We start from the raw sequence: 19620 nt of genomic DNA on the forward strand, positions 1-19620 counted from the left end.
CACGGGTTGGTCAAAGTATGATACAGCTAATGGTTTCCCGAGCATTTGGACTTGGAGAGTAGCGGTGGATAGTTCTGATACTGCTTGGATTGGCACTCTTGGAAAGGGTTTAATAAAGTTTGATGGTCAAAATGCTGTGGTTTATAATAGGAGTAATTCCAGTTTACCTGGGGACACGGTTTTTTCTATAGCTGTAGAAAGCTCAGGGAAGATTTGGGTGGCTACAAACAAAGGTATTGCAAAATTTGATAGGTCTCAATGGACAGTGTTTACCAGGTCTAACACTGGCTTGCCAGTTGGTTTTGTTGGAACTATAGCTGTTGATAAACAGGGGAATAAATGGTTTATAAGTTATTTTGGTTGGAGAATTTTGGTATATCGTGAGGGTGGGGTTATACTTGATGTTGAGCGTGTGGTTGATGTGATGCCATCTTCGTTTAAGTTATATCAAAATTATCCAAATCCATTTAATCCCAATACAACGATTGAGTTTGAGATACCTGAAAGAGCCAGTGTTAAATTAGTTGTTTATGATATTTTAGGTCGTGAGGTTGAGAAACTCGTTGATAAGGAATTGGAGCCGGGAAGATACAAGGTAAATTTTGAGGGGAGCGAGCTTTCAAGCGGTGTTTATTTTTATCGGCTTGAAGCGGGTAAATTTGCGGATGTAAAGAAAATGCTTTTGGTTAAGTAATCAGAGCTCACCCTCATCTTAATCCTTTTTGTTAATTAAAGCGGTGGTTTCATATCATTGATTTGAGGATTAAGATGAGGGTTTTTTGTTTCATTGTTTTTATTCTTCGGGGTTTTGGAAATTTGTTTCTTTTTGATTATCTTTACATCCCAGTAAAACAAAAATTTAACGGGCGGATTATGTTTGAGAATTTTAAGTCAAAAATTGATGAGATATCCGAGCGTTTTGAAATTTTAAGGAGGTATCTTTGACATAGAAGGGAAAAGGAAACATCTTTCGGAGCTTGAAGCGAAAACATCGGAATCAAACTTTTGGGATGATCCATCAAACGCTCAAAGAATAATGCAGGAAATAAGCAGGGTAAAGGATTGGATAAAAGAGTGGGAGACCGCGGAGAAAATGCTTGAAGATGTGAAGGTTTTTGTTGAACTTGCAGAGGAATCGCAGGATATATCTTTGGCTTCTGAGTTGCAACGGGAGATGAAAAAACTTGAAAAGAAAATTGATGAGCTTGAACTTAAAAATCTTTTGAATGGTGAAGATGATCCGAAAAGTGCGATATTGACAATTCATTCCGGAGCTGGAGGAACGGAAGCGCAGGATTGGGCTGAGATGCTTTTAAGGATGTATCTTCGTTGGGCTGAAAGGAATGGCTATAAAGCGACGATTGTGGACATACTTGAAGGTGATGGAGCCGGGATTAAAAGCGCTGTTGTTGAAGTTGAAGGTCCTTATGCCTACGGTTACCTTAAAGCTGAAAGCGGTGTTCATCGTCTTGTGCGAATTTCGCCGTTTGATGCCAATAAAAGAAGGCACACATCTTTTGCCTCTGTATTTGTGTATCCAGAGCTTGGTGATGAAGATGTGAAAATTGAAATTAATCCCGACGACCTCAAGATTGAAACATTTAGGGCTGGTGGGCATGGTGGTCAAAATGTGAATAAAGTTGAAACAGCTGTTAGAATAACGCATATCCCGACGGGAATAGTTGTTCAATGTCAAAGTGAGCGCTCACAATATCAAAACAAGATGAGGGCAATGCGTTTGCTTCAGTCGAGGTTGTATCAGTTGCAAAAGGAAAAGGAAAGAGAAAAACTTGACGAATTTGAAAAGCAAAAAAGAAAAATTGAATGGGGGAATCAAATCCGCTCGTATATTTTTCACCCTTATAATCTCGTCAAGGACCACAGAACAGGTTATGAAACATCAAATGTCCAAGCGGTTATGGATGGAGAGATTGATGAGTTCATAAAGGCGTATCTTTTAAATTCTGTTAAGACGAATTCTAATTAACTTGTTTAAAGATTATGATTTCAAGCATGACCGGATTTGGAAGAGCACAGGTTAGCAAGGATGGGATTGATGTCTCCGTTGAAATAAAAAGTTTGAATAGTCGTTTCCTTGAGATAAATTTGAGGCTTCCAGCGATTGTTCAGCCAAAGGAGTTTGAAATTAGAGAGTTAATTCGCAAAAGAATTTCGCGCGGTAAGATAACTGTGACAATTGATTTTAAAGTTGATCCCTTTGTCCGATCACCGATAAAGGTTAATTTTGACTTCGTTGGTGCTTATGTTAAAGTGCTTCGCGAGTTGAAGAGAAAGTTCAAAGTTAAGGGAGAAATAAAGTTAGAGCATTTGCTTTCACTTCCGAACATATTTGATGTTAATTCGTTTGATATTTCAGAAGAGCAGTGGGAAATTTTAAAGGAAGGGATTGAGAAAGCACTGGAAAATTTAATTGAATCAAGATGCAAAGAAGGAGAGCAACTGGCTGAAGATATTGAGAAAAGGGTAAAAATGATTTCTCAAAAGGTTGATCTAATTCAAAAGCTTTCGGAGGAAAATTTAAGGGAGAGGCAGAAAAGTTAAGAGAGAAAGTGCACGAGATTTTCTCTGATGTTGAATTTGACAGGAATCGGCTTGAAGCTGAACTTTTAATCCTTGCTGATAAGCTTGATGTGACTGAGGAATGTATCCGTTTAAAAAGTCATGTAGATATTTTCCTTGAGGTTATGAAGAGTGATGATGTTGCTGTTGGTAAAAGATTAAATTTCATACTTCAGGAGATGTTGCGCGAGGCAACAACGATAGGTGCTAAGACAGACGATGTTGAGGTAACTTATCTTGTCGTTGGGATTAAGGAAGAGATAGAGAAAATTCGGGAACAGATTCAAAATGTTGAATAAAATTTTCACATTGCCGTGAAAAAAGGAATGTTAATTGTTGTATCTGCGCCAAGTGGAGCGGGTAAGACAACGATAGCGAAGAAAATTTTGGAGCGTTTTCCATTCGTAAAGTTTTCCGTTTCTGCTACAACTCGTCCCAAGAGAAATGGTGAAATAGACGGAAAGGATTATTTTTTCCTCACACGCGAGGAGTTTGAGAAGAAGATTCAAAATGGAGAGCTTCTTGAGTGGGAGGAGATATACGGGAATTATTACGGGACATTGCGAAGTGTTGTTGAAGATGCGTTGAAAAACGGGGATATTTTGCTTTTTGATGTTGATGTGAACGGTGCTATTTCAATAAAGAAGAAATTCCCTGATGATTCAATTTTAATTTTTATTAAACCGCCAAACATAGAGACATTGAAGGAGAGGCTGAAGCGAAGGAGGACAGAAAGCGAGGAGCAAATACAAAAACGTCTTGAACGTGTCCCGATGGAACTTGAAAAAGCTTCATATTTTGATTATATTTTTGTAAATGACCGACTTGAAGATACAGTTAAATCGGTTTTGAGAGCGATTTACAATGAATTTGAGAGATGGAAGGCGGTTCAAAGACATGAGTATTGAAAACAAAAATAATATAAAAAATGGGGCTCAAACCGCTTGATTTAAAGAAGATTCAAGAGATTGCTGGCAATACTTATGAAGCAATAGTCATAATGGCTAAAAGGGCAAGGCAAGTTAACGATGAGAGGAAGATAATGTTCAATAAGCGACTTGATGAAGTGAGGGCTCTTAAAGCACAGCAACAACAGGGTAAAGAGGAAGAACCAGTAAGGATTCTTGATGATGAGAAAACACCAAAAGCACCGCCAGAACAGCTTCAGATAGCGGAGGAATTTGACCTGATGCCAAAGCCAGCTGATGTAGCAATTGAAGAATATCTTTCAGGTAAGCTTGAATGGAGTTATTCAAGAGATAAAGATGAAGAAAGGAGACGACGGTAGGGGGTGTTTGATGTTCAAAGGTTAAATTCTGGGAAACCAATTCTTGAGAAGATAGAAAGTAATCCCTGGGAGAGCAAGGTTGTTTTCAATCCCGGTTGCGTTTTGATTGATGATGAGGAGGAAGTTGGCGAAATAGTTGAATCAATGAAGCCAGATAAAGAGACACTTGACAAGTTGCGCAATCACAGGGCTTTGGTATTTGTTGTTTATAGGGCTCAAGGGACGGATGAATTTAAGCGTTCGTCCTTTGGGCTTGCGATTTTTACCCCTGATTTGAAACTCATCAAAAGATTTCCGCATCCAATCGTAAAACCTGAGGAAGGGTTTGAAAATCTTGGAGTTGAAGACCCGAGGATAATCAAAGTCGGGAAATCATATTTTATGTTTTATACTGGATATGCGAGTGGAAGGGAAAGGAATAAAATTAACATTTGTATTGCTGAGACGAGGGATTTTTTACATTGGCAAAAGCATGGGCTTTTAAAGGGTGAGATAAACGAAGTTGACAATAAAAACGCTGTTCTCTTCCCGGAGAAAATAAACGGGAAGTTCGTTCTGCTTCATCGTCCGATGGAGGGTGAAAAATCAATGGTTATTCACTATGCGATCTCCGATGATATTCTCGGCGAGTGGAAGGATTTTGGTGTGTTAATTGATTGTGAAGTTAAACTTGGTTTTGTTAGGAGTTGGAATGGAGCTGGGGCACCACCGTTAAAGATTGATGAAAAAAATTTTTTCATTATTTACCACATCGGGAATTTTAAAAGTGATGGCACAAGGGAATATCATCTCGGCGTTGCACTCATTGAAAAGGATGATAGAAGTTACATAAAACTTGTCAAAAAGTTTGAGCCATTTCTAAAACCCGAGACCGAATTTGAAGCGAGGGGTGACAAAGAGCTTGGTGTTAATAATGTTGTTTTTATCTGTGGGGCGTATTTTTACGGTGATTATCTTTATTTTCCTTATTCTGGGGCGGATAGCGTAATCCTTGGTGGCAGGGTTTTGAAAAGCGAGATATTAAATTGGGCAAGGAAATAAATCATAAACAAAAGAAAAAGAACCCATGCCAGCTATCACATTACTTGATGAAATAAGGGAAAAAGCAAAGAAACTCAAAAAGCACATTGTTTTGCCAGATTCACTTGATGAAAGAACTTTAAGAGCAGCGCGAATCATAGTTGATGAAAAAATCGCAGATGTAACCTTGATCGGTGATGAGGAAAAAATTTACTCCCTTGCTGAAAAAATCGGTGTTAATTTATCTGGCGTAAGAATCGTCAATCCATTAAAATCAGAATTATTAAGCGATTTTTCCCATATATTTTACAATCTCCGCAAGCATAAAGGTATAAGTTTTGATGAGGCGAGTGAGACGATGAGAAATCCACTTTTCTTTGGTGCAATGATGGTTAGAGAGGGAATGGCTGATGGAAGTGTAGCTGGTTCAACTTCAACAACTGCTGATGTTTTAAGAGCTGGGATCCAAGTAGTTGGTTTGATGGAGGGGGTTTCAATTGTTTCAAGTTTCTTTTTGATTGTATTCCCAAATAAAGTTTATTCCTTTGCTGATTGTGGTGTTGTTCCTAATCCGACCGCTGAACAACTTGCTGACATTGCTATTTTAACTGCCGTAAATCATAAAAAGTTAACCGGTGAAGAACCTATAGTTGCGATGCTTTCTTTCTCAACGAAGGGAAGCGCTAGACATGAGATGGTTGATAAGGTTATTCAAGCCACGGAAATTGCAAAAAGTAAAAGACCAGATTTAATAATTGACGGGGAGCTTCAACTTGATGCTGCGATCGTCCCGGAGGTTGCGCGGATTAAAGCACCGGATAGCCCCGTGCGTGGAAATGCAAATGTTTTGATTTTTCCGAATCTTGACGCTGGAAACATAGGTTACAAGATGGCACAGAGAATGGCTGGAGCAGAGGCACTTGGTCCATTGGTTCAAGGATTGAAGAAACCATGCTTTGACCTTTCAAGAGGGTGCAGTGTTGAAGACATAGTAAATGTAGTGGCAATAAATTGCGTCATGGGTCAATCGTGAAGAACAAATATGAAAGGGAAAAGTTCAAGTTTAAAGTTCAGGTTCAGGTCAGAACTTTTGATCTTGATTCATACGGAATAGTTCATAATTCGGTTTATTTGAAGTATTTTGAAATTGCAAGGACTGAGTATTTAAGGCAAGCGCTTGGGATTGAGCCCGGGCGTTTTTTTAATGATTTTTATTTCGTGATCGCAAGAAATGTCTGTAATTATATCAGCCCAGCGAGATTTGATGAAGTGCTTGATGTTTACGCAAGAACATCAAAAATCGGAAATTCAAGTTTTGAAATGGAGTATCTGATTGAGGAGAAAACTACAGGTAGAAATGTCGCAACTGGTGAAACGGTGATAGTTCTCTTAAACCGTGATACATTTAAACCGCAACCCTTGCCTGAGAATGTCCGCAATTTAATTTTAAAATTTGAAGGTGACGGGGTTATCGTGAAAAAAAGTAAAGTTTAAAATTATGTACACACCATTTGAAACATTTGAATCGCTTGCTCAAAAAGGGAATATAATCCCGGTTTATGAGTCGCTACTTGCTGACACCGAGACGCCAGTTTCGGTTTATATGAAGATAAGGGATAAAAGCGAATATTCTTTTTTACTTGAAAGCGTTGAAGGCGGTGAGAAAATAGCCAGGTACTCTTTCATCGGTTTTAAACCATTTATGATTTTTGAAGCGAGAGGTTTTGAATTTAAAGTTGAAATGGTTGATGAGAGATTTTCTTTTATCGGTGAAAAAATAAGAGGCGAAACACACCCTCTTGGTGCGCTCAACCGGATATTCTCAATCTTTAAGTCAGCCAATGTGCTTGAACTTCCAAGGTTTACATGTGGGGCTGTTGGATATTTCGGTTATGAAAGTATCTCCCTTATTGAAAAAATCCCAACTTCAAATAGAGATGATTTAGAGGCGCCTGATATATTTTTGATGTTTTTTGATTCATTGCTTGTCTTTGATAATCTGAAGAGGAAAATTTTCATCATATCCAATGTTTATAAAGATGATGGGACAAATTTAAAAGATGAGTATTACAAAGCGCTTGGCAGGATAACAGAAATTAAATCTTTTCTTAAAAGGAGAATAAATCCAGATATCGCAAAGGTTGAGATTGACAACGATTTTAAATTTAACATGACGAAAGAGGAGTTCATTGAAAAGGTCAAGAAGGTAAAGGAATACATAGTCAATGGTGACATATTTCAAGCTGTTTTATCCCAAAGGGCTGAAAGGTGGATTGAAGGAGATCCATTTGACATTTACCGAATGCTTAGGGTAGTGAACCCATCCCCGTATATGTATTTTTTGAGGATGAAAAATTTAAGTATCATAGGGTCGTCGCCGGAAATTCTTGTGCGGGTTGAAAATGGAATCGTTGAAACAAGACCAATTGCTGGGACTAGGAGAAGAGGTGAAACCCCGGATGAGGATGAAAAACTTGAAAGGGAACTTTTAAATGATGAAAAGGAAAAAGCCGAACATTTAATGCTTGTTGATCTTGGAAGAAATGACATCGGAAAGATAAGTTATTTCGGAACTGTAAAGGTAGATCAATTTATGGTTATTGAAAAGTATTCCCATGTTATGCATATCGTAAGTAACATAAGCGGAAAGTTAAGAAGTGATGTAACTCCGATTGAGGCACTTTATGCTTGTTTTCCAGCTGGGACTGTTACAGGTGCTCCGAAGATAAGAGCAATGGAAATAATCGCGGAACTTGAACCGACAAAGCGAGGAATCTATGCTGGGGCTGTTGGATATATTGATTTTTCCGGAAATCTTGACTCTTGCATTGCCATTAGGACAATTGTGATGAAAGGAAATAGAGCGTATTTTCAAGCTGGAGCAGGTATTGTTTATGATTCTTCTCCGGAAAACGAGTATCAAGAAACGCTTGATAAACTTAAAGCGACATTCAAAGCGGTTGAATTGCTCTATCAAGATTGAAAAGAAATCCTAAACCAAAAGATGATTCTTGTAATTGATAATTACGATTCGTTTACATACAACCTTGTTCAATATCTTGGTGAGCTTGGTGTGGAAATGGAGGTTGCTCGCAACGACAGGATAACCATTGATGAGGTCAAAGAGTTGAAGCCCGATGCGATTGTGATTTCACCTGGACCGTGTACTCCTTATGAAGCGGGGATTTCAATTGATGTGATAAAAAATTTTTATGTATCGGTTCCAATACTTGGTGTTTGTTTAGGGCATCAAGCGATTGGTGTTGCCTTCGGTGGAAGGGTAATTAAAGCGCCTGTTATAATGCATGGAAAAGTGTCGGAAATATATCACACCAATTCTTCAATTTTTTCCAATTTGCCGAATCCATTTAAAGCAACGCGCTATCATTCACTCATAATTGAAAGGGAGACATTACCAAACTGCCTTGAAGTGACAGCTTGGACAAGTGATGGTCTCATTATGGGAGTAAGACATAGAGAATTTCCCGTTTTTGGTGTTCAATTTCATCCCGAGTCAATTATGACTGAGTTTGGAAAGGAGATTTTGAAAAATTTCGTTTACAGGAGATTTTAAAACAAAGGTTCTCTTTTTGAGATGGGGAATAATTTAATTTTGAAAGATGAAAGGGTTTGGCTTGAAAGCAGGCAAAAGGATATTTGGCGTATTTTTCGTATAATGGCGGAATTTGTTGAGGGGTTTGATCAGATGACAAAGATTGGACCTTGCGTTTCTATTTTTGGTTCAGCAAGGACTAAGCCCGGGCATAGGTATTATGAGATGGCTAGGGAGGTGGCAAAAGAACTTGTCAAAGCTGGTTTTGGTATAATTACGGGCGGTGGACCCGGGATAATGGAGGCTGCAAATCTTGGGGCGAAGGAAGCTGGTGGTTTATCTGTTGGTATAAACATAGAGCTTCCGCTTGAACAGAAATTTAACCCTTATGTTGATGTTGGGATTGAATTTAGGCATTTTTTTGTGAGGAAAGTTATGTTTGTGAAATATGCGCAGGGTTTCGTCGTGTTGCCAGGTGGATTTGGAACGCTTGATGAATTTTTTGAGGCGGTCACACTTATTCAAACGGGTAAGACAACCCGTTTCCCTGTGGTTTTAATGGGAAGCGAATACTGGCAAGGATTAATTGATTGGCTTAAGGGTAAAGTCCTCGCCGAAGGAAATATATCTCCGGAGGATTTGGAAATTTTTGAATTGACGGATGACCCGAAAGAAGCAGCAAGGATAATAACTGAATTCTATCAAGAGAATGTCGTCTCACCAAATTTCTAAATAAAAATTTTTTGCCATGATTAGGCTTGAGAATTTAACTAAAAAATTCGGTGACTTTGTTGCGGTTGATAATCTAACATTGGAGATAAAGTCGGGTGAATTTTTTGGTTTTCTTGGACCAAATGGTGCGGGGAAAACAACGACTATAAAAATGATCGCAGGATTGATACGACCCACAAGTGGCAGAATTTTCATCTGTGGAATTGACGCATTGGAAGAACCGGAAAAGGCGAAGAGTTTGCTTGCTTATGTTCCGGATCAGCCATTCATATATGATAAATTAACTGGGCGTGAATTTTTGTTCTTCATCGGTGGTCTCTTTAAAATGGAAAAAGGAAAAATAAGGGAAAAGGTTAATTTACTTGTTGAACATTTTGAACTTGGGCGCTGGATTGATAGAAGGATTGAGGAATATTCACAGGGGATGAAACAGCGTGTGATAATTGCTTCTGCTTTACTTCACGACCCCAAGGTTATCGTAATAGATGAACCAATGGTAGGTCTTGACCCAAGAAGTGCGCGCATCGTTAAGGAAACACTTAAACAAAAAACTAAAGAAGGCGTATCAATTTTCATGTCAACTCACTCACTTGAAGTCGCGGAAGAACTTTGCGATACGATAGGCATAATTAAAGAGGGGAAATTGATAGCTAAGTTTGATTCAAGTGAGATAGAGAATTTCAGGAAAAGAAAGGATGGTTCGTTTGAGGAACTTTTCATTGAGCTAACGAAGTAAATCTCATTGGTAAATATATAACCTTCTCATCAACGGGGGATTAAAGCAGGGATTTAGGATTAGCTTCAATCCATCACACTTTAATTTATCTAATATCTGTTGAAAGTTTGAAGCGAACAATGCGATTGTTCCCTGTATCAGCGATGTAAAGAATTCTATCAAACCAGGCGACGCCTTTTGGATTCTTTAATTTATCATCACCGAGTTTTCCGGGTCCAAATGATTCCTTCAAGAGTTTTCCTCTCACATCAAATTTCATAAGGGAGTCAAGCCCTGCGTCAATCACATAGATATTATTCCTTGTGTCAAGCGTTATATCTTCTGGGCTTACGAAAAATCCTTGTGTTGTCAGATCGGTCGCGTTTGGTTTAAAATATGCTTCCCAATTTGGTGGGGTGACTTCGCTTCCGGGGTTGTATTTGAACCATTTGACTTTGAAGTTTGCTCCTGGGTCGATTTGCGCAACTATAAAATCGGTTGCCCTCCTTCTATCCGAGAAAGTCGCTATTGCGCTCATTTGATTTATTGACCTTATTCCGCTTCCTGTTGGCTCAAGATTTGGCGTCAAATCAATGTATTCGTAAGGATAAAGTGAATCATTCTTGCTGAAATGAAGGATCAAATTATCTGGATCAAATAAACTTTGGTTATCTGGTCCGATGCGACAAACATAATAGCTGTTGTCAATAAGTTCAGCAACCCCTGTAAATCTTCGGTTTGGTTTTTCACGCTCCCAATAGATAGTATCAACTTTTGCGATGTTTATGTTATGACCCGCTTCAAATAATTTTATCTTATAAATCGCGCCAAACCTGTAATTTTCTTTTGCGAGTTCACCTGCAATTATCAGGTTAAATCTTCTATCTTGAGCTATTGCGACGGGATGCATTATAAATTTTTCACCGATGTAATTTCCAGCAAGGTCAAGCATTACAATTCTATCATTACCTGTGTCAGCGATGTAAACGAATCCATCATGGCCGATGCAAATATCTTCGGGTTGATTAAAGCTTATTCCGCCGGCGGTTTTCCAATCATCCCCTTCTTTGACATATACAGTGTCGGAGATTGATATATTTCTTGGGATATCGCTGAATTGTGATAGATCAAGTTCCTTTCCACAACCAAGTAGGACAAGTGTTGTTATTATCCACAAAAATTTTTTCATCGTTTGATGCAAATTGTTTTTTCAATCAAATTTGAAAAGTATTGAGAATCTATGTGTGTTGCCAAGCCGTGTGAATTTTGCATAAGCATAGTCAAAGTTAATGTTTAGAAAGCCGGTTTTGACTGCGACGCCGGTGCCAAATGTTAAGTTTTGTTCATCAGCGTTTATTTTATATCCACCACGGATGAAAAACGATTCTTTAAAGCCGTATTCAACCCCGATTCCAAAATTTTCAGCGTTGTCATTTGGATGGTTCAATTGAATTGCTGTCGTCAATTTGTGAGTTTCGTTCATTATCGGTTCAACGGCAAAGCTAAATCTAAACATCGTCGGCGGGGCAAAGGACTGAAAATTTGAGATTTTTTCCCCTGTCAACAATGTGATTTCACCTTTCGGAGCTAAATCGGCACCGAAATTTGAGATTGATACCCCAAATCTTGATGTTCCAAGCCCAATCCAATAAAATGTCCCAAGGTCAACGAGAAATCCGCGCATTTTTAAAACATCTATCGTTTCCTCAATGTATTTGAGTGTGAAACCGAAACTGAACTGGTTCGTCATCCTTCTTGCATAACTGATACCGAGAGCAAGGTCAATGTATTTGAAATATCTTCCAGTTCCGTAGGGTTGTGTTTCAGTGGTTATTTCCATATCGTCCGTGTAAAGTGCGGTCAAACTTAAACCGATTGCATCATTTCTTGAGATATGATACACACTGCCTATGAAGTCATGTTTTATATCAACGAACCATTCCGTATGTGAGAGTATAATTTCATTTTCTTTGAATTGAACCAATCCAGCTGGATTCCAATATAGTGCAGATGCGTCGGTTGCGTTTGCGACATAAGCGTCAGCCATTCCAACAGCTCTTGCACCAACGGAAATTTTCAAAAATTGTGCAGTTGAAATTCCAGCTCTTTGTGAACCCAAGACGGGGAAAAGCTGTGAATAGGTTGATGTTGTTAAAAGAATTAAAATCGTAAATGCACTCAATATCTTTCTCATCGCCATGGAGGAAATTAATTTTCAAAATCTGACTGACAAACCAAGTTTTATATTTCTTTGTGGCAGATATCTTGCTGGGTTAAATGGGAACGGATCAACAGGTGCTTGAAGCTCTGGGTAAAGCGGGTCGTTCCAATCAACTGGGGTCGGGTCGCCATATTCATAAGCTCTTCCTGTGACAGGATTTATGATTTGGGAGTTCTTGTTATTGAAAAGGTTCGTTACCTCAACAAGTAGCGTGAATTCAAGTCCACCGAATTTGAGATATTTTTCAAATGTGAAATCAACCCAAAACCACGGTTTTCCAACTTTGCTATACCTGTTCCTTAAATCAGGGACATAGACGGGCTTTCCATTTAAAAGCGTGTCACCAGTTGCATAATACGGTGTGTATCTTCTGCCCGATTGATAGAAGATTCTAAGATACGTATTGAAGTTGTCAAGTTTTCCTTTCCCGAAGCCGAAAATTCCTTTCCCTTTTTGGGCGAAAAAGTTTAAAATGGCGGAAGCCTGAATCGGTCTGTCCCAGACAAGATATGTTTCCTTGATGCTTTCATATATTTCACCTCTTATTGCAAGAACGCCTTCATCGGGGGAGGAACTTTTCCCAGTTGTGATTGAATATGAAGCGCTTAAAGTAGCTCTAAGCCAACGACCGATTCTCTTTTTGTATTCAATTTCAAGACCTCTACTTCTTGCGTAGTCAAGATTTACATATGTGATGTAGCTTCTCCCAAGTTGTCCTGCAACCGTTATCCTCGCTTGTTTTGTTGTGACATAGTCAAATATATCTTTGTAGTATGCTGTTATCGTTAAGACATCATTTTCACTGAGTTGATTTCGCAAGCCGAGTTCATAGGCGACGGTTGTCTCAGGGTTGAGATTTGGGTTTCCAAACTTTTGGAATGTTGATTTAGCGGTGACCGGGTTGAGTTTTGCATATACAAATTGTGGTCTTGGTCTTTTTGAAAAATGACCATAAGAGAAAAACAAGGTTTGATTGTCTGATATCGGATGTGAAATTCCAAGGCGTGGGCTTAGACGACCTTTCCATCTGCGACCGAAGAAGCTGTATGTCTCGCGGAAGTATCTTTCTCGCGCTTCATCTGAAATCGTTACCACTTCGGGATTTTTTACAGCATCATCAACAAATTTTCCTGGAAACCAGTAATCAAACCTCAAACCAAAATTTAAAATCATACCGCTAAAGGTTATGTTGTCCTGTGCGTAAAAAGCACCAAAGGCAGGGCTTACTTCATACATATCGTTGTTGAACCCCATGGGTGGAACCCACGGTTGATAAATATCAACAAATCTTAACCTTTGGAATGTCATTTCAAAGCCGGTTTTGAACTTGTTTCTCTCACTGAAAAAGTGAGTTAAGTCACCTTTGATTGTGTATTCAACAGCGGAATGGTCATGCCAAGTTGAAGGATTCCCAGTATCATAGAAACCATCTCCTGGAATTAACCTTATCGTATCACTTTCCGTGTTGTAATAATAAGGTGGAAGCTGGGGGACATCGCGTGGCTCTTTATACTTTCGCCAATCAAGTCCGTTTGCGTCACTTCTCAATCTCGTAAAGTAACGGCTGAAATTAAGCTCGTAAAATGTTTTCTCACTCAATGTATGAGTTATTCCAATTTGCTGGTTCAAGTTTATATGTGAATAGACATTGGCGTTTTGCAATATGTTTTGGAAGTTGTATTGGTAACCCGGACCTGGTTCAACATATTCAAGCGTGATTTGGAGCGATCTTGTGTTTTGATTGACGCTTGCTGATAAACTAAATGAATAATTTAACTTAAAGGTTGGCGATGGCTTCCAGGTTAATTTGAACAGTCCCATATATGTGTTTTCCGCTCGTGGTGATAATCTTGAAGTGTAATTTTTCCCGAGCATTTCAGAAAATAATGATGAATAAAGCCGACCCGGTCTTTTCCCAGTTCTTCCATATGTATAGCCATCTGAATATCTAGCACTGCCGTTTAGAAGAAAAGTCAATGTTCCAGAAAGAGGAAGAATTTTTTTAAGTGGGAATGGACCGCTTAGGTTAAATTCAAAGATATCTGTATTGAAATTTGAAGGTGAATTGTTGTTTAAGCCAAAATGGTCAAATTTGTAGGAGAATTTTCCTTGAAATCTCTCGCTACCTTCTTTCGTTCTAACTCTTATTACACCTGATGTTGCCTGTCCATACTCTGCATTAAACCCACCGGTTATGACTTCAATTTCTTCAATTACATCTGGGCTAAGTTGCAATCCGAAACCAGTTCCAGCGAGCGGGTCCTGGACTGATACACCATCAACAAGATATGAACTCTCATAGCTTCTCCCACCTCGTATATGAACTCCCTCGTCACTATATACAACACCGACCTGAAGCGTGACTATATCTTTAACATTTTGGACGGGTGCGATTTGAATATCTTCAGCTGTTAATGTCCTTCTTGATTGTGTCTCTTCAATGTTAAAAAGAGGTCTTTCACCTATAACAACTACTTCCTGTTCAAGTGTTAAGACGGTTTCCTCCATTTTTATCGTTTTTAAGTCGGTGACTTCACCGGGTTTAACTTTTACGCCAGTTATCGTGACTTTTTTATAGCCGATTATTGAGATTTCAATCGTATAAGTCCCTGGATTGACATTTTTTATTTCAAATCTTCCATCAAAGTCGCTTGCTGCTCCGTAATAAGTCCCTTTTACAAGAATATTTACTGCTGGCAGACCTTCACCAGTTTTTGCATCAACGATTCTCCCAATTATTTTACCTTTCTCTTGTTGAGTTAAAAGTTGAGATTGTATTAAAAGTAATAGCAAAAGAAATTTTAGCCAGTTCATTTTATCATCACCTCTTTAAATTTGAAAACTTCGCAAGTATGCCAAAATTTTTAAGGACATCTTCAATGAAATCGGGGACATTTTTCAAACCGTTAAATCTGTAAATTGGGAATCCAACGAGGAGAAAACTCTTATCGTTTGATTCAACGCCGATAGTAAATGTTTTATTGTTCCATTGTGTCCTCGGTTCAACCCAATAAATTGGTTTTGCGTTAATTGATGGGTAGAGCTCCCTTAAAAAGGCGACAATTTTCCCACCATCTATTGGATTATCGGATGGGCTATCGCGCACAAGAACTGGGTAATTTGAGCGCTGTGCGGTATCTTGTGGATTGTAATTTAAAATTTTTGTCCCGGACGGGACAAAACCAGTCAGGGGAGTTGAACTTATGCTATCAACCACGCCAGAAAAGTCGCTTATAGCTTTTCCAACATCAAATCCCGGAGTTGTGCTCTGTGGAAGTATGAAAGAAAAAAGAACTTTTCCACCCTTTGTCTTAAAGCGCGGTAGTGAGACAGCAGCAATGTCAAAATTCGTTTCATCACTTGCAACCCAGAAAACATATCTGTAAAATTTCATCAATGTTTCAGTGAAATCAACTCTTGGGAAAGGTGGCACAAGAATTCCACGCCTTGGATATCTTGCTCCAACCCTTAAATCCCAAACATCATATTCTAAACCGAGGGAATCAAAAACCGACTTGTAAAATGATATTGAATTATCAGCGATTCCATAATCGGCAACGATTAAAAAATCAGATTTAGGTTTCTTTACAAACCATCTTTTACCTTCCTCTGGCATTTTTATAGTTTGACTAAATGAGCCTGCGATATCGCGTGCTTTAAGGTAAAATGTGTTTTCGGCATCAAGTCGCATTTTTAATTTACCTTGAACAGGGACTCTTCCGAGGATTTGAGTTGAACTTGGATAAACGGAAGCGTCAACCACAGTGTCATCAATTGCATCTGCAACTATCGTTAAAAATCTGAACTGCCCCGGAACGACCACCCAATTTGTCGTGTCATTTAAAGCGACCCAAAATTCTGAGATTGTATTATCTCCGTCAATGTCCGAGGCAATCCATTGAAACGATACGATTGGAAAAGTTGTATCTGGGACATCAAGTCGTGTCCCAGAAAACTCACCCGTCATGGCAAATTCAACTGTCGGCGGTGTATTTTTTATCGGGAATTTTAGCGTCGCTGGTGTATCATCATAACAATCGTTGGGGCTAAGATTAAATGGTTCGCCTAAATCCCAATACCCATCGCTGTTTTTATCAACGAAATCAACCCCTTGTCCCTCTTCAGGTTTCATTGATAAAGTATTGTCAACAGAAAAAATCCAGAAATCATAGCTTGTATCCTGACCCAAAATTGTAAGTTTAAATATGCTGTCATTTCTATATGTCCAAAACCAGTTTTTTCTGTCAAAGCTGAACACGAAACCTTTTATCCAACCATCCGGGTCAATGCCCCACCAATGAAGATGAAGATTACTCGTTGATTGGTTAAGTGCTGAGTCGGGAAAAACAGAAATATAAGTTTCAGGTCTTGCGTTGGGCAACGGTTCATTTGGTCGTTGCTTACAGCCTGTAAGAAGAAGAAAAAGCAAAAGAAACGATGTTTGTAAAATTGCAAAAAGGTTATTTAGTTTTACCATCCTTTTCACCAACTTTCAATTTTCAAGTTCAATTATGAATCCCTTCTAAATCGCCTTTTGAATGAACGGGTTTTTTCATTTTTTTATCACCTTTTCAAATTCATCAGGTTAGATTCAATTTCACACCAAACGGGATCAGCTTTTTCAATTTCAAAGATTTTAAACCTTTCAGCTACAAGTGCGAGTATTTCTTCAGCGCTTTTGACGGTCAAAATCACTTCAAAAGCATCATCTTTTTGACATCAACGAACTTGCCAGCCCTTAAGACATAGAAATAGACACCGCTTGAGATCTCCTTGTTTTCAAATCTAATTCTGTAAGAGCCGGCTTCTTGAACTTCATCAACAAGTGTAGCAACCTCCCTCCCGAGGACATCAAAGACCTTCAAGCTGACATGTGTTCTTTCAGGCAGTTTATATTCAATGTAAGTTGATGGATTAAATGGGTTTGGATAATTTTGCATTAGCTCAAATTTTTCAGGGATGCTCGGATTATAAAAGAGGGCGACTTTTGTTATCGTTCCAAAATCATCGTCTCGTCTCGGTTCAAGCTTATAATTGGCAAATGAGAAGTAAAATATGCCTCTTAAGTAGCTTATCTTATTTCCAACCTGCAGTAATCTAAATCCGAGCGAAGTGTCAGCCGGATAAACGCTATATGTGTAAGCACCGTCATCATTTACCCTACAGGGACCGGTTCCATCATCAACGACGAATTCTCGGAACGAGCCACCGTTTCTATCGGGGTCAATATCTGTCACGCTGACATTTCTGAATTCAACCAACATACTTTCCCATTTCTCCGCACTTTGTGTCCCATTCGGTTTATTCCCAACATCACCTGTCTTTACAACAACAGCTGGATAAATTGGTCTGTTGCTTGCGATAATTCTTAAACTGTCAACTACAATTTCTGTCACATTATTTCTCTCACGAACTATCCGATAACCTCAACACTATCGCCTCGTTTTGCAACATAGGATTTAGTCCCGTATAGACGAATTCCACTCCAAGCGCTTGTGTCATCTTGGATGTAAACCCTCAACTGATCTTTTGAACCAGGATTTAATAGCAGGGATGATTCGTTTGGGAAATCAGATGTGTCTGCGGTGACAATTCCGCGAACCGTAACCCTTAAATCCCAAAAGCCAGTGTTTCCGTTGTTCAAAATTGTGTATTGTAAATCCTTTATCCTTAACTCCCCGTCTTTGACGAAGTAAAAATAGGCATTTGATGTATCCCCGGGCAATTGTGAGCTTTGACCTTTTGAATCAACCGCCTTGAAGAAATATCTAACAAGTGAGCCGTTTGGTTGAGCGGGGATTGTCCCTTCCCAAAGCGTGTCGCCACTTATTTTTGACATCAGTAACTCATTAAATGGTCCGTAATTTACGCTATATAAAATTTTCACAGTGTCAACATTAACACTTGGGTCTGGATCTGTCTTTTTCACGATCGCTCTTACTTTCACAGGGTCGGTGCTTGTTGGTTTGGCTGGCTCGCGCTTTTGTGGTGTGGTAAATGCATGGTTTATCTCCGGAGCATAAGATAAAATTTTTACATCGCCAGGATATAATGGCGTAATTGCATAACCACTTGCAACACCAACTATCACACCGCGTATGTATTCAAGTTTTGTCCCAATCGGTGGTGGTGTCCAATTTGGATCAAACCCCCCAGAACCACCTCTAAAGTATCTTGAACCATCGTAAACCTGCATAACATTCCCTGAATCATCCCCAATCCACCAAGTCCATCTTCCTCCAACAGTTCCACTTCTATTGACAACAGAAACATTCTTTATAACGACATATACATCTTCCCATTGTTCACCGGTTGAAAAATTGATTTTATGACCACCCGTTGATGCATTTCCACTTACAAAATCAGAAACTCTCACTTCAACTGGATCAGGTCTTTGCGGTTTCCAATCAATAACCTCAATGGGTATTATCTGTCCTGTTTGTGGATCAGGGATGACCGTAAAGAGCTCTGTATAACCAGTGCTTGAACTTGCTGGAAATTCTTCAACACGTCCGACAAGTTTTACAACCATTCCAGTGTCAAGGACTTGTATCCCTGTTGCTTGAGTGTTTGATGATGTTGTATCGTTGGCTAAAACAATTATACCGCTCCACGGACCCCCGGCTGTATCCTGGATGAAAACAACATATCTGTTGCCAAGTGCATACATCTGCGGTTTATTCATGACTATACCGACAACTGTGAATGTGTCACCGTATTGAGCTGACGAAAGCGGTGGAACATGCCAGTATCTTGAATCCTCAAGCCAGTGTGGGAAAGCAGCTTCGTTAAATGCAACTCCAGCAGCTTGCAAACTGTCTGCTTTTCTCAATGAGTCGGGATGAACCCATTGAATCTCTTGAATTGATTTCAAAGGGAATGGATTTTGTTGAGCGATTGAAATGGTTGAGATGAGAATTAACAGCGTAAAAAATGCTAACCTCATGAGTTTATCTTCTTTTGTTTTAAAAATTTATTCCTCAAATTCGGGTGTTAACACATTTATCTTCTCGTTTGATAGAAGAACAACCGCCTCAGCTGAAGCATTAGCTGAGATAACATAAGCAGTCACTTCTCTTTGAACTTGTTCTCTGAACGCTTTCACTTTCTCAATTATCCTTTCCGCCTTCTTCTTGCTGAGCGATGAAGAAATCTCAATTATGACTTCCTTTTCATTGAAAATCACAATGTCCAAATCAGATTCCTTGCCGTCATACTTTATCCTTCTCTTTTCAACCTTATATTCAGGTCCGAAGAGAACTTTCATAATCTCGGTGTATGCCTTTCTGAACATATCTTCCGTCATAATCCCCCAGCGAGCACCTATATTTCCAACGGTCACCTTTAACTTCATCACTTCATCAGCGAGTTTATAAAATTCAATCTTCATATCGTTGAATTCCTTCACCAGACCACCAACCGTGATTTTCAATTCATAAACTTCCTTTACAAGTGACTCAATCGCTCGTGAATGTTCCTCCAATCGCTTTGAGTGTTCCTCAAGCCGTTTC

Annotated in this window: 22 protein-coding genes; 14 read left to right on the plus strand and 8 right to left on the minus strand. The window is 39.1% G+C overall.

All coding sequences use genetic code 11. The features are described 5' to 3' along the window. The 14 genes from FKZ43_RS05570 to FKZ43_RS05630 form a co-directional block, all read left to right on the plus strand. On the plus strand, positions 1 to 694 hold a 694-nt coding region (locus tag FKZ43_RS05570), incomplete at its 5' end, for a T9SS type A sorting domain-containing protein (RefSeq protein WP_140944887.1). Positions 695 to 768: 74 nt separating this feature from the next. Continuing rightward, positions 769 to 945 (plus strand): hypothetical protein, encoded by a 177-nt coding sequence (locus tag FKZ43_RS11440; RefSeq protein ID WP_181180287.1) that lies wholly within the window; start codon positions 769 to 771, stop codon positions 943 to 945. Next, positions 874 to 1987 (plus strand): peptide chain release factor 2 gene (prfB, locus tag FKZ43_RS05575; protein ID WP_140945002.1). Its coding sequence is split into 2 segments (ribosomal slippage): positions 874 to 942 and positions 944 to 1987, totalling 1113 coding nucleotides; the frame shifts between segments, so codons are not numbered across the junction. Before FKZ43_RS11440 ends, prfB begins: the two co-directional genes overlap by 72 nt. A gap of 26 nt (positions 1988 to 2013) precedes the next feature. After that, positions 2014 to 2562: a YicC/YloC family endoribonuclease gene (locus FKZ43_RS05580; RefSeq protein ID WP_219916506.1), complete on the plus strand. Its 549-nt coding sequence runs from the start codon at positions 2014 to 2016 to the stop codon at positions 2560 to 2562. An 8-nt stretch (positions 2563 to 2570) separates the two neighbouring features. After that, positions 2571 to 2879 carry a DUF1732 domain-containing protein gene (locus FKZ43_RS05585; protein ID WP_140944889.1) on the plus strand — a complete coding sequence of 103 codons (309 nt, stop codon included), beginning with the start codon at positions 2571 to 2573 and terminating at the stop codon, positions 2877 to 2879. A 27-nt stretch (positions 2880 to 2906) separates the two neighbouring features. After that, the gene (gmk, locus tag FKZ43_RS05590; protein WP_140944890.1) at positions 2907 to 3488 is read left to right on the plus strand and encodes a guanylate kinase; all 582 of its coding nucleotides are present in this window, start codon (positions 2907 to 2909) and stop codon (positions 3486 to 3488) included. Positions 3489 to 3508: 20 nt separating this feature from the next. Next, positions 3509 to 3868 (plus strand): DNA-directed RNA polymerase subunit omega, encoded by a 360-nt coding sequence (locus FKZ43_RS05595; RefSeq protein WP_140944891.1) that lies wholly within the window; start codon positions 3509 to 3511, stop codon positions 3866 to 3868. Positions 3869 to 3871: 3 nt separating this feature from the next. Continuing rightward, on the plus strand, positions 3872 to 4909 hold the full coding sequence (locus FKZ43_RS05600; protein WP_140944892.1) for a glycoside hydrolase family 130 protein: 1038 nt from the start codon (positions 3872 to 3874) through the stop codon (positions 4907 to 4909). A 25-nt stretch (positions 4910 to 4934) separates the two neighbouring features. Further along, the gene (pta, locus tag FKZ43_RS05605) at positions 4935 to 5921 is read left to right on the plus strand and encodes a phosphate acetyltransferase (RefSeq protein ID WP_320415049.1); all 987 of its coding nucleotides are present in this window, start codon (positions 4935 to 4937) and stop codon (positions 5919 to 5921) included. Next, positions 5918 to 6382 carry an acyl-CoA thioesterase gene (locus FKZ43_RS05610; protein ID WP_181180276.1) on the plus strand — a complete coding sequence of 155 codons (465 nt, stop codon included), beginning with the start codon at positions 5918 to 5920 and terminating at the stop codon, positions 6380 to 6382. Before pta ends, FKZ43_RS05610 begins: the two co-directional genes overlap by 4 nt. A 4-nt stretch (positions 6383 to 6386) precedes the next feature. Beyond that, positions 6387 to 7871 carry an anthranilate synthase component I gene (gene trpE / locus FKZ43_RS05615; RefSeq protein ID WP_140944894.1) on the plus strand — a complete coding sequence of 495 codons (1485 nt, stop codon included), beginning with the start codon at positions 6387 to 6389 and terminating at the stop codon, positions 7869 to 7871. Between the two features lie 21 nt (positions 7872 to 7892). After that, entirely contained in the window at positions 7893 to 8462 is a 570-nt protein-coding gene (locus FKZ43_RS05620; protein ID WP_140944895.1) for an anthranilate synthase component II, read from the plus strand. Positions 8463 to 8483: 21 nt separating this feature from the next. Next, positions 8484 to 9173 carry an LOG family protein gene (locus tag FKZ43_RS05625; RefSeq protein WP_140944896.1) on the plus strand — a complete coding sequence of 230 codons (690 nt, stop codon included), beginning with the start codon at positions 8484 to 8486 and terminating at the stop codon, positions 9171 to 9173. Between the two features lie 16 nt (positions 9174 to 9189). Further along, complete coding sequence (locus FKZ43_RS05630; RefSeq protein WP_140944897.1) at positions 9190 to 9909, plus strand: ABC transporter ATP-binding protein; 720 nt, start codon at positions 9190 to 9192, stop codon at positions 9907 to 9909. 85 nt (positions 9910 to 9994) lie between these two features. Here FKZ43_RS05630 and FKZ43_RS05635 read toward each other — a convergent pair whose 3' ends face one another. The 8 genes from FKZ43_RS05635 to FKZ43_RS05665 form a co-directional block, all read right to left on the minus strand. Continuing rightward, positions 9995 to 11077: an NHL repeat-containing protein gene (locus tag FKZ43_RS05635; RefSeq protein ID WP_140944898.1), complete on the minus strand. Its 1083-nt coding sequence runs from the start codon at positions 11075 to 11077 to the stop codon at positions 9995 to 9997. Positions 11078 to 11098: 21 nt separating this feature from the next. After that, positions 11099 to 12082, minus strand: coding sequence for a PorV/PorQ family protein (locus FKZ43_RS05640; RefSeq protein ID WP_140944899.1), 984 nt, complete (start codon positions 12080 to 12082; stop codon positions 11099 to 11101). 21 nt (positions 12083 to 12103) lie between these two features. After that, positions 12104 to 14923, minus strand: a complete 2820-nt coding sequence (locus FKZ43_RS05645; protein ID WP_140944900.1) for a TonB-dependent receptor — start codon at positions 14921 to 14923, stop codon at positions 12104 to 12106. A 7-nt stretch (positions 14924 to 14930) separates the two neighbouring features. After that, positions 14931 to 16586, minus strand: coding sequence for a hypothetical protein (locus FKZ43_RS05650; protein ID WP_140944901.1), 1656 nt, complete (start codon positions 16584 to 16586; stop codon positions 14931 to 14933). 86 nt (positions 16587 to 16672) lie between these two features. Further along, positions 16673 to 16804: a hypothetical protein gene (locus FKZ43_RS11655; RefSeq protein WP_268904360.1), complete on the minus strand. Its 132-nt coding sequence runs from the start codon at positions 16802 to 16804 to the stop codon at positions 16673 to 16675. After that, positions 16801 to 17505, minus strand: coding sequence for a T9SS type A sorting domain-containing protein (locus FKZ43_RS05655; RefSeq protein ID WP_235894700.1), 705 nt, complete (start codon positions 17503 to 17505; stop codon positions 16801 to 16803). The genes FKZ43_RS11655 and FKZ43_RS05655 overlap by 4 nt, the downstream gene beginning before the upstream one ends. 17 nt (positions 17506 to 17522) lie before the next feature. Then, positions 17523 to 19055, minus strand: a complete 1533-nt coding sequence (locus FKZ43_RS05660; protein WP_140944902.1) for a hypothetical protein — start codon at positions 19053 to 19055, stop codon at positions 17523 to 17525. 27 nt (positions 19056 to 19082) lie between these two features. Further along, positions 19083 to 19620 (minus strand): DUF3782 domain-containing protein (locus tag FKZ43_RS05665; protein WP_181180277.1); only part of this gene is annotated, 538 nt, incomplete at its 5' end.

Origin of the sequence: Candidatus Thermokryptus mobilis, assembly GCF_900070205.1 — a bacterium.
Taxonomy (GTDB): Bacteria; Bacteroidota; Ignavibacteria; order Kryptoniales; family Kryptoniaceae; genus Kryptonium; species Kryptonium mobile.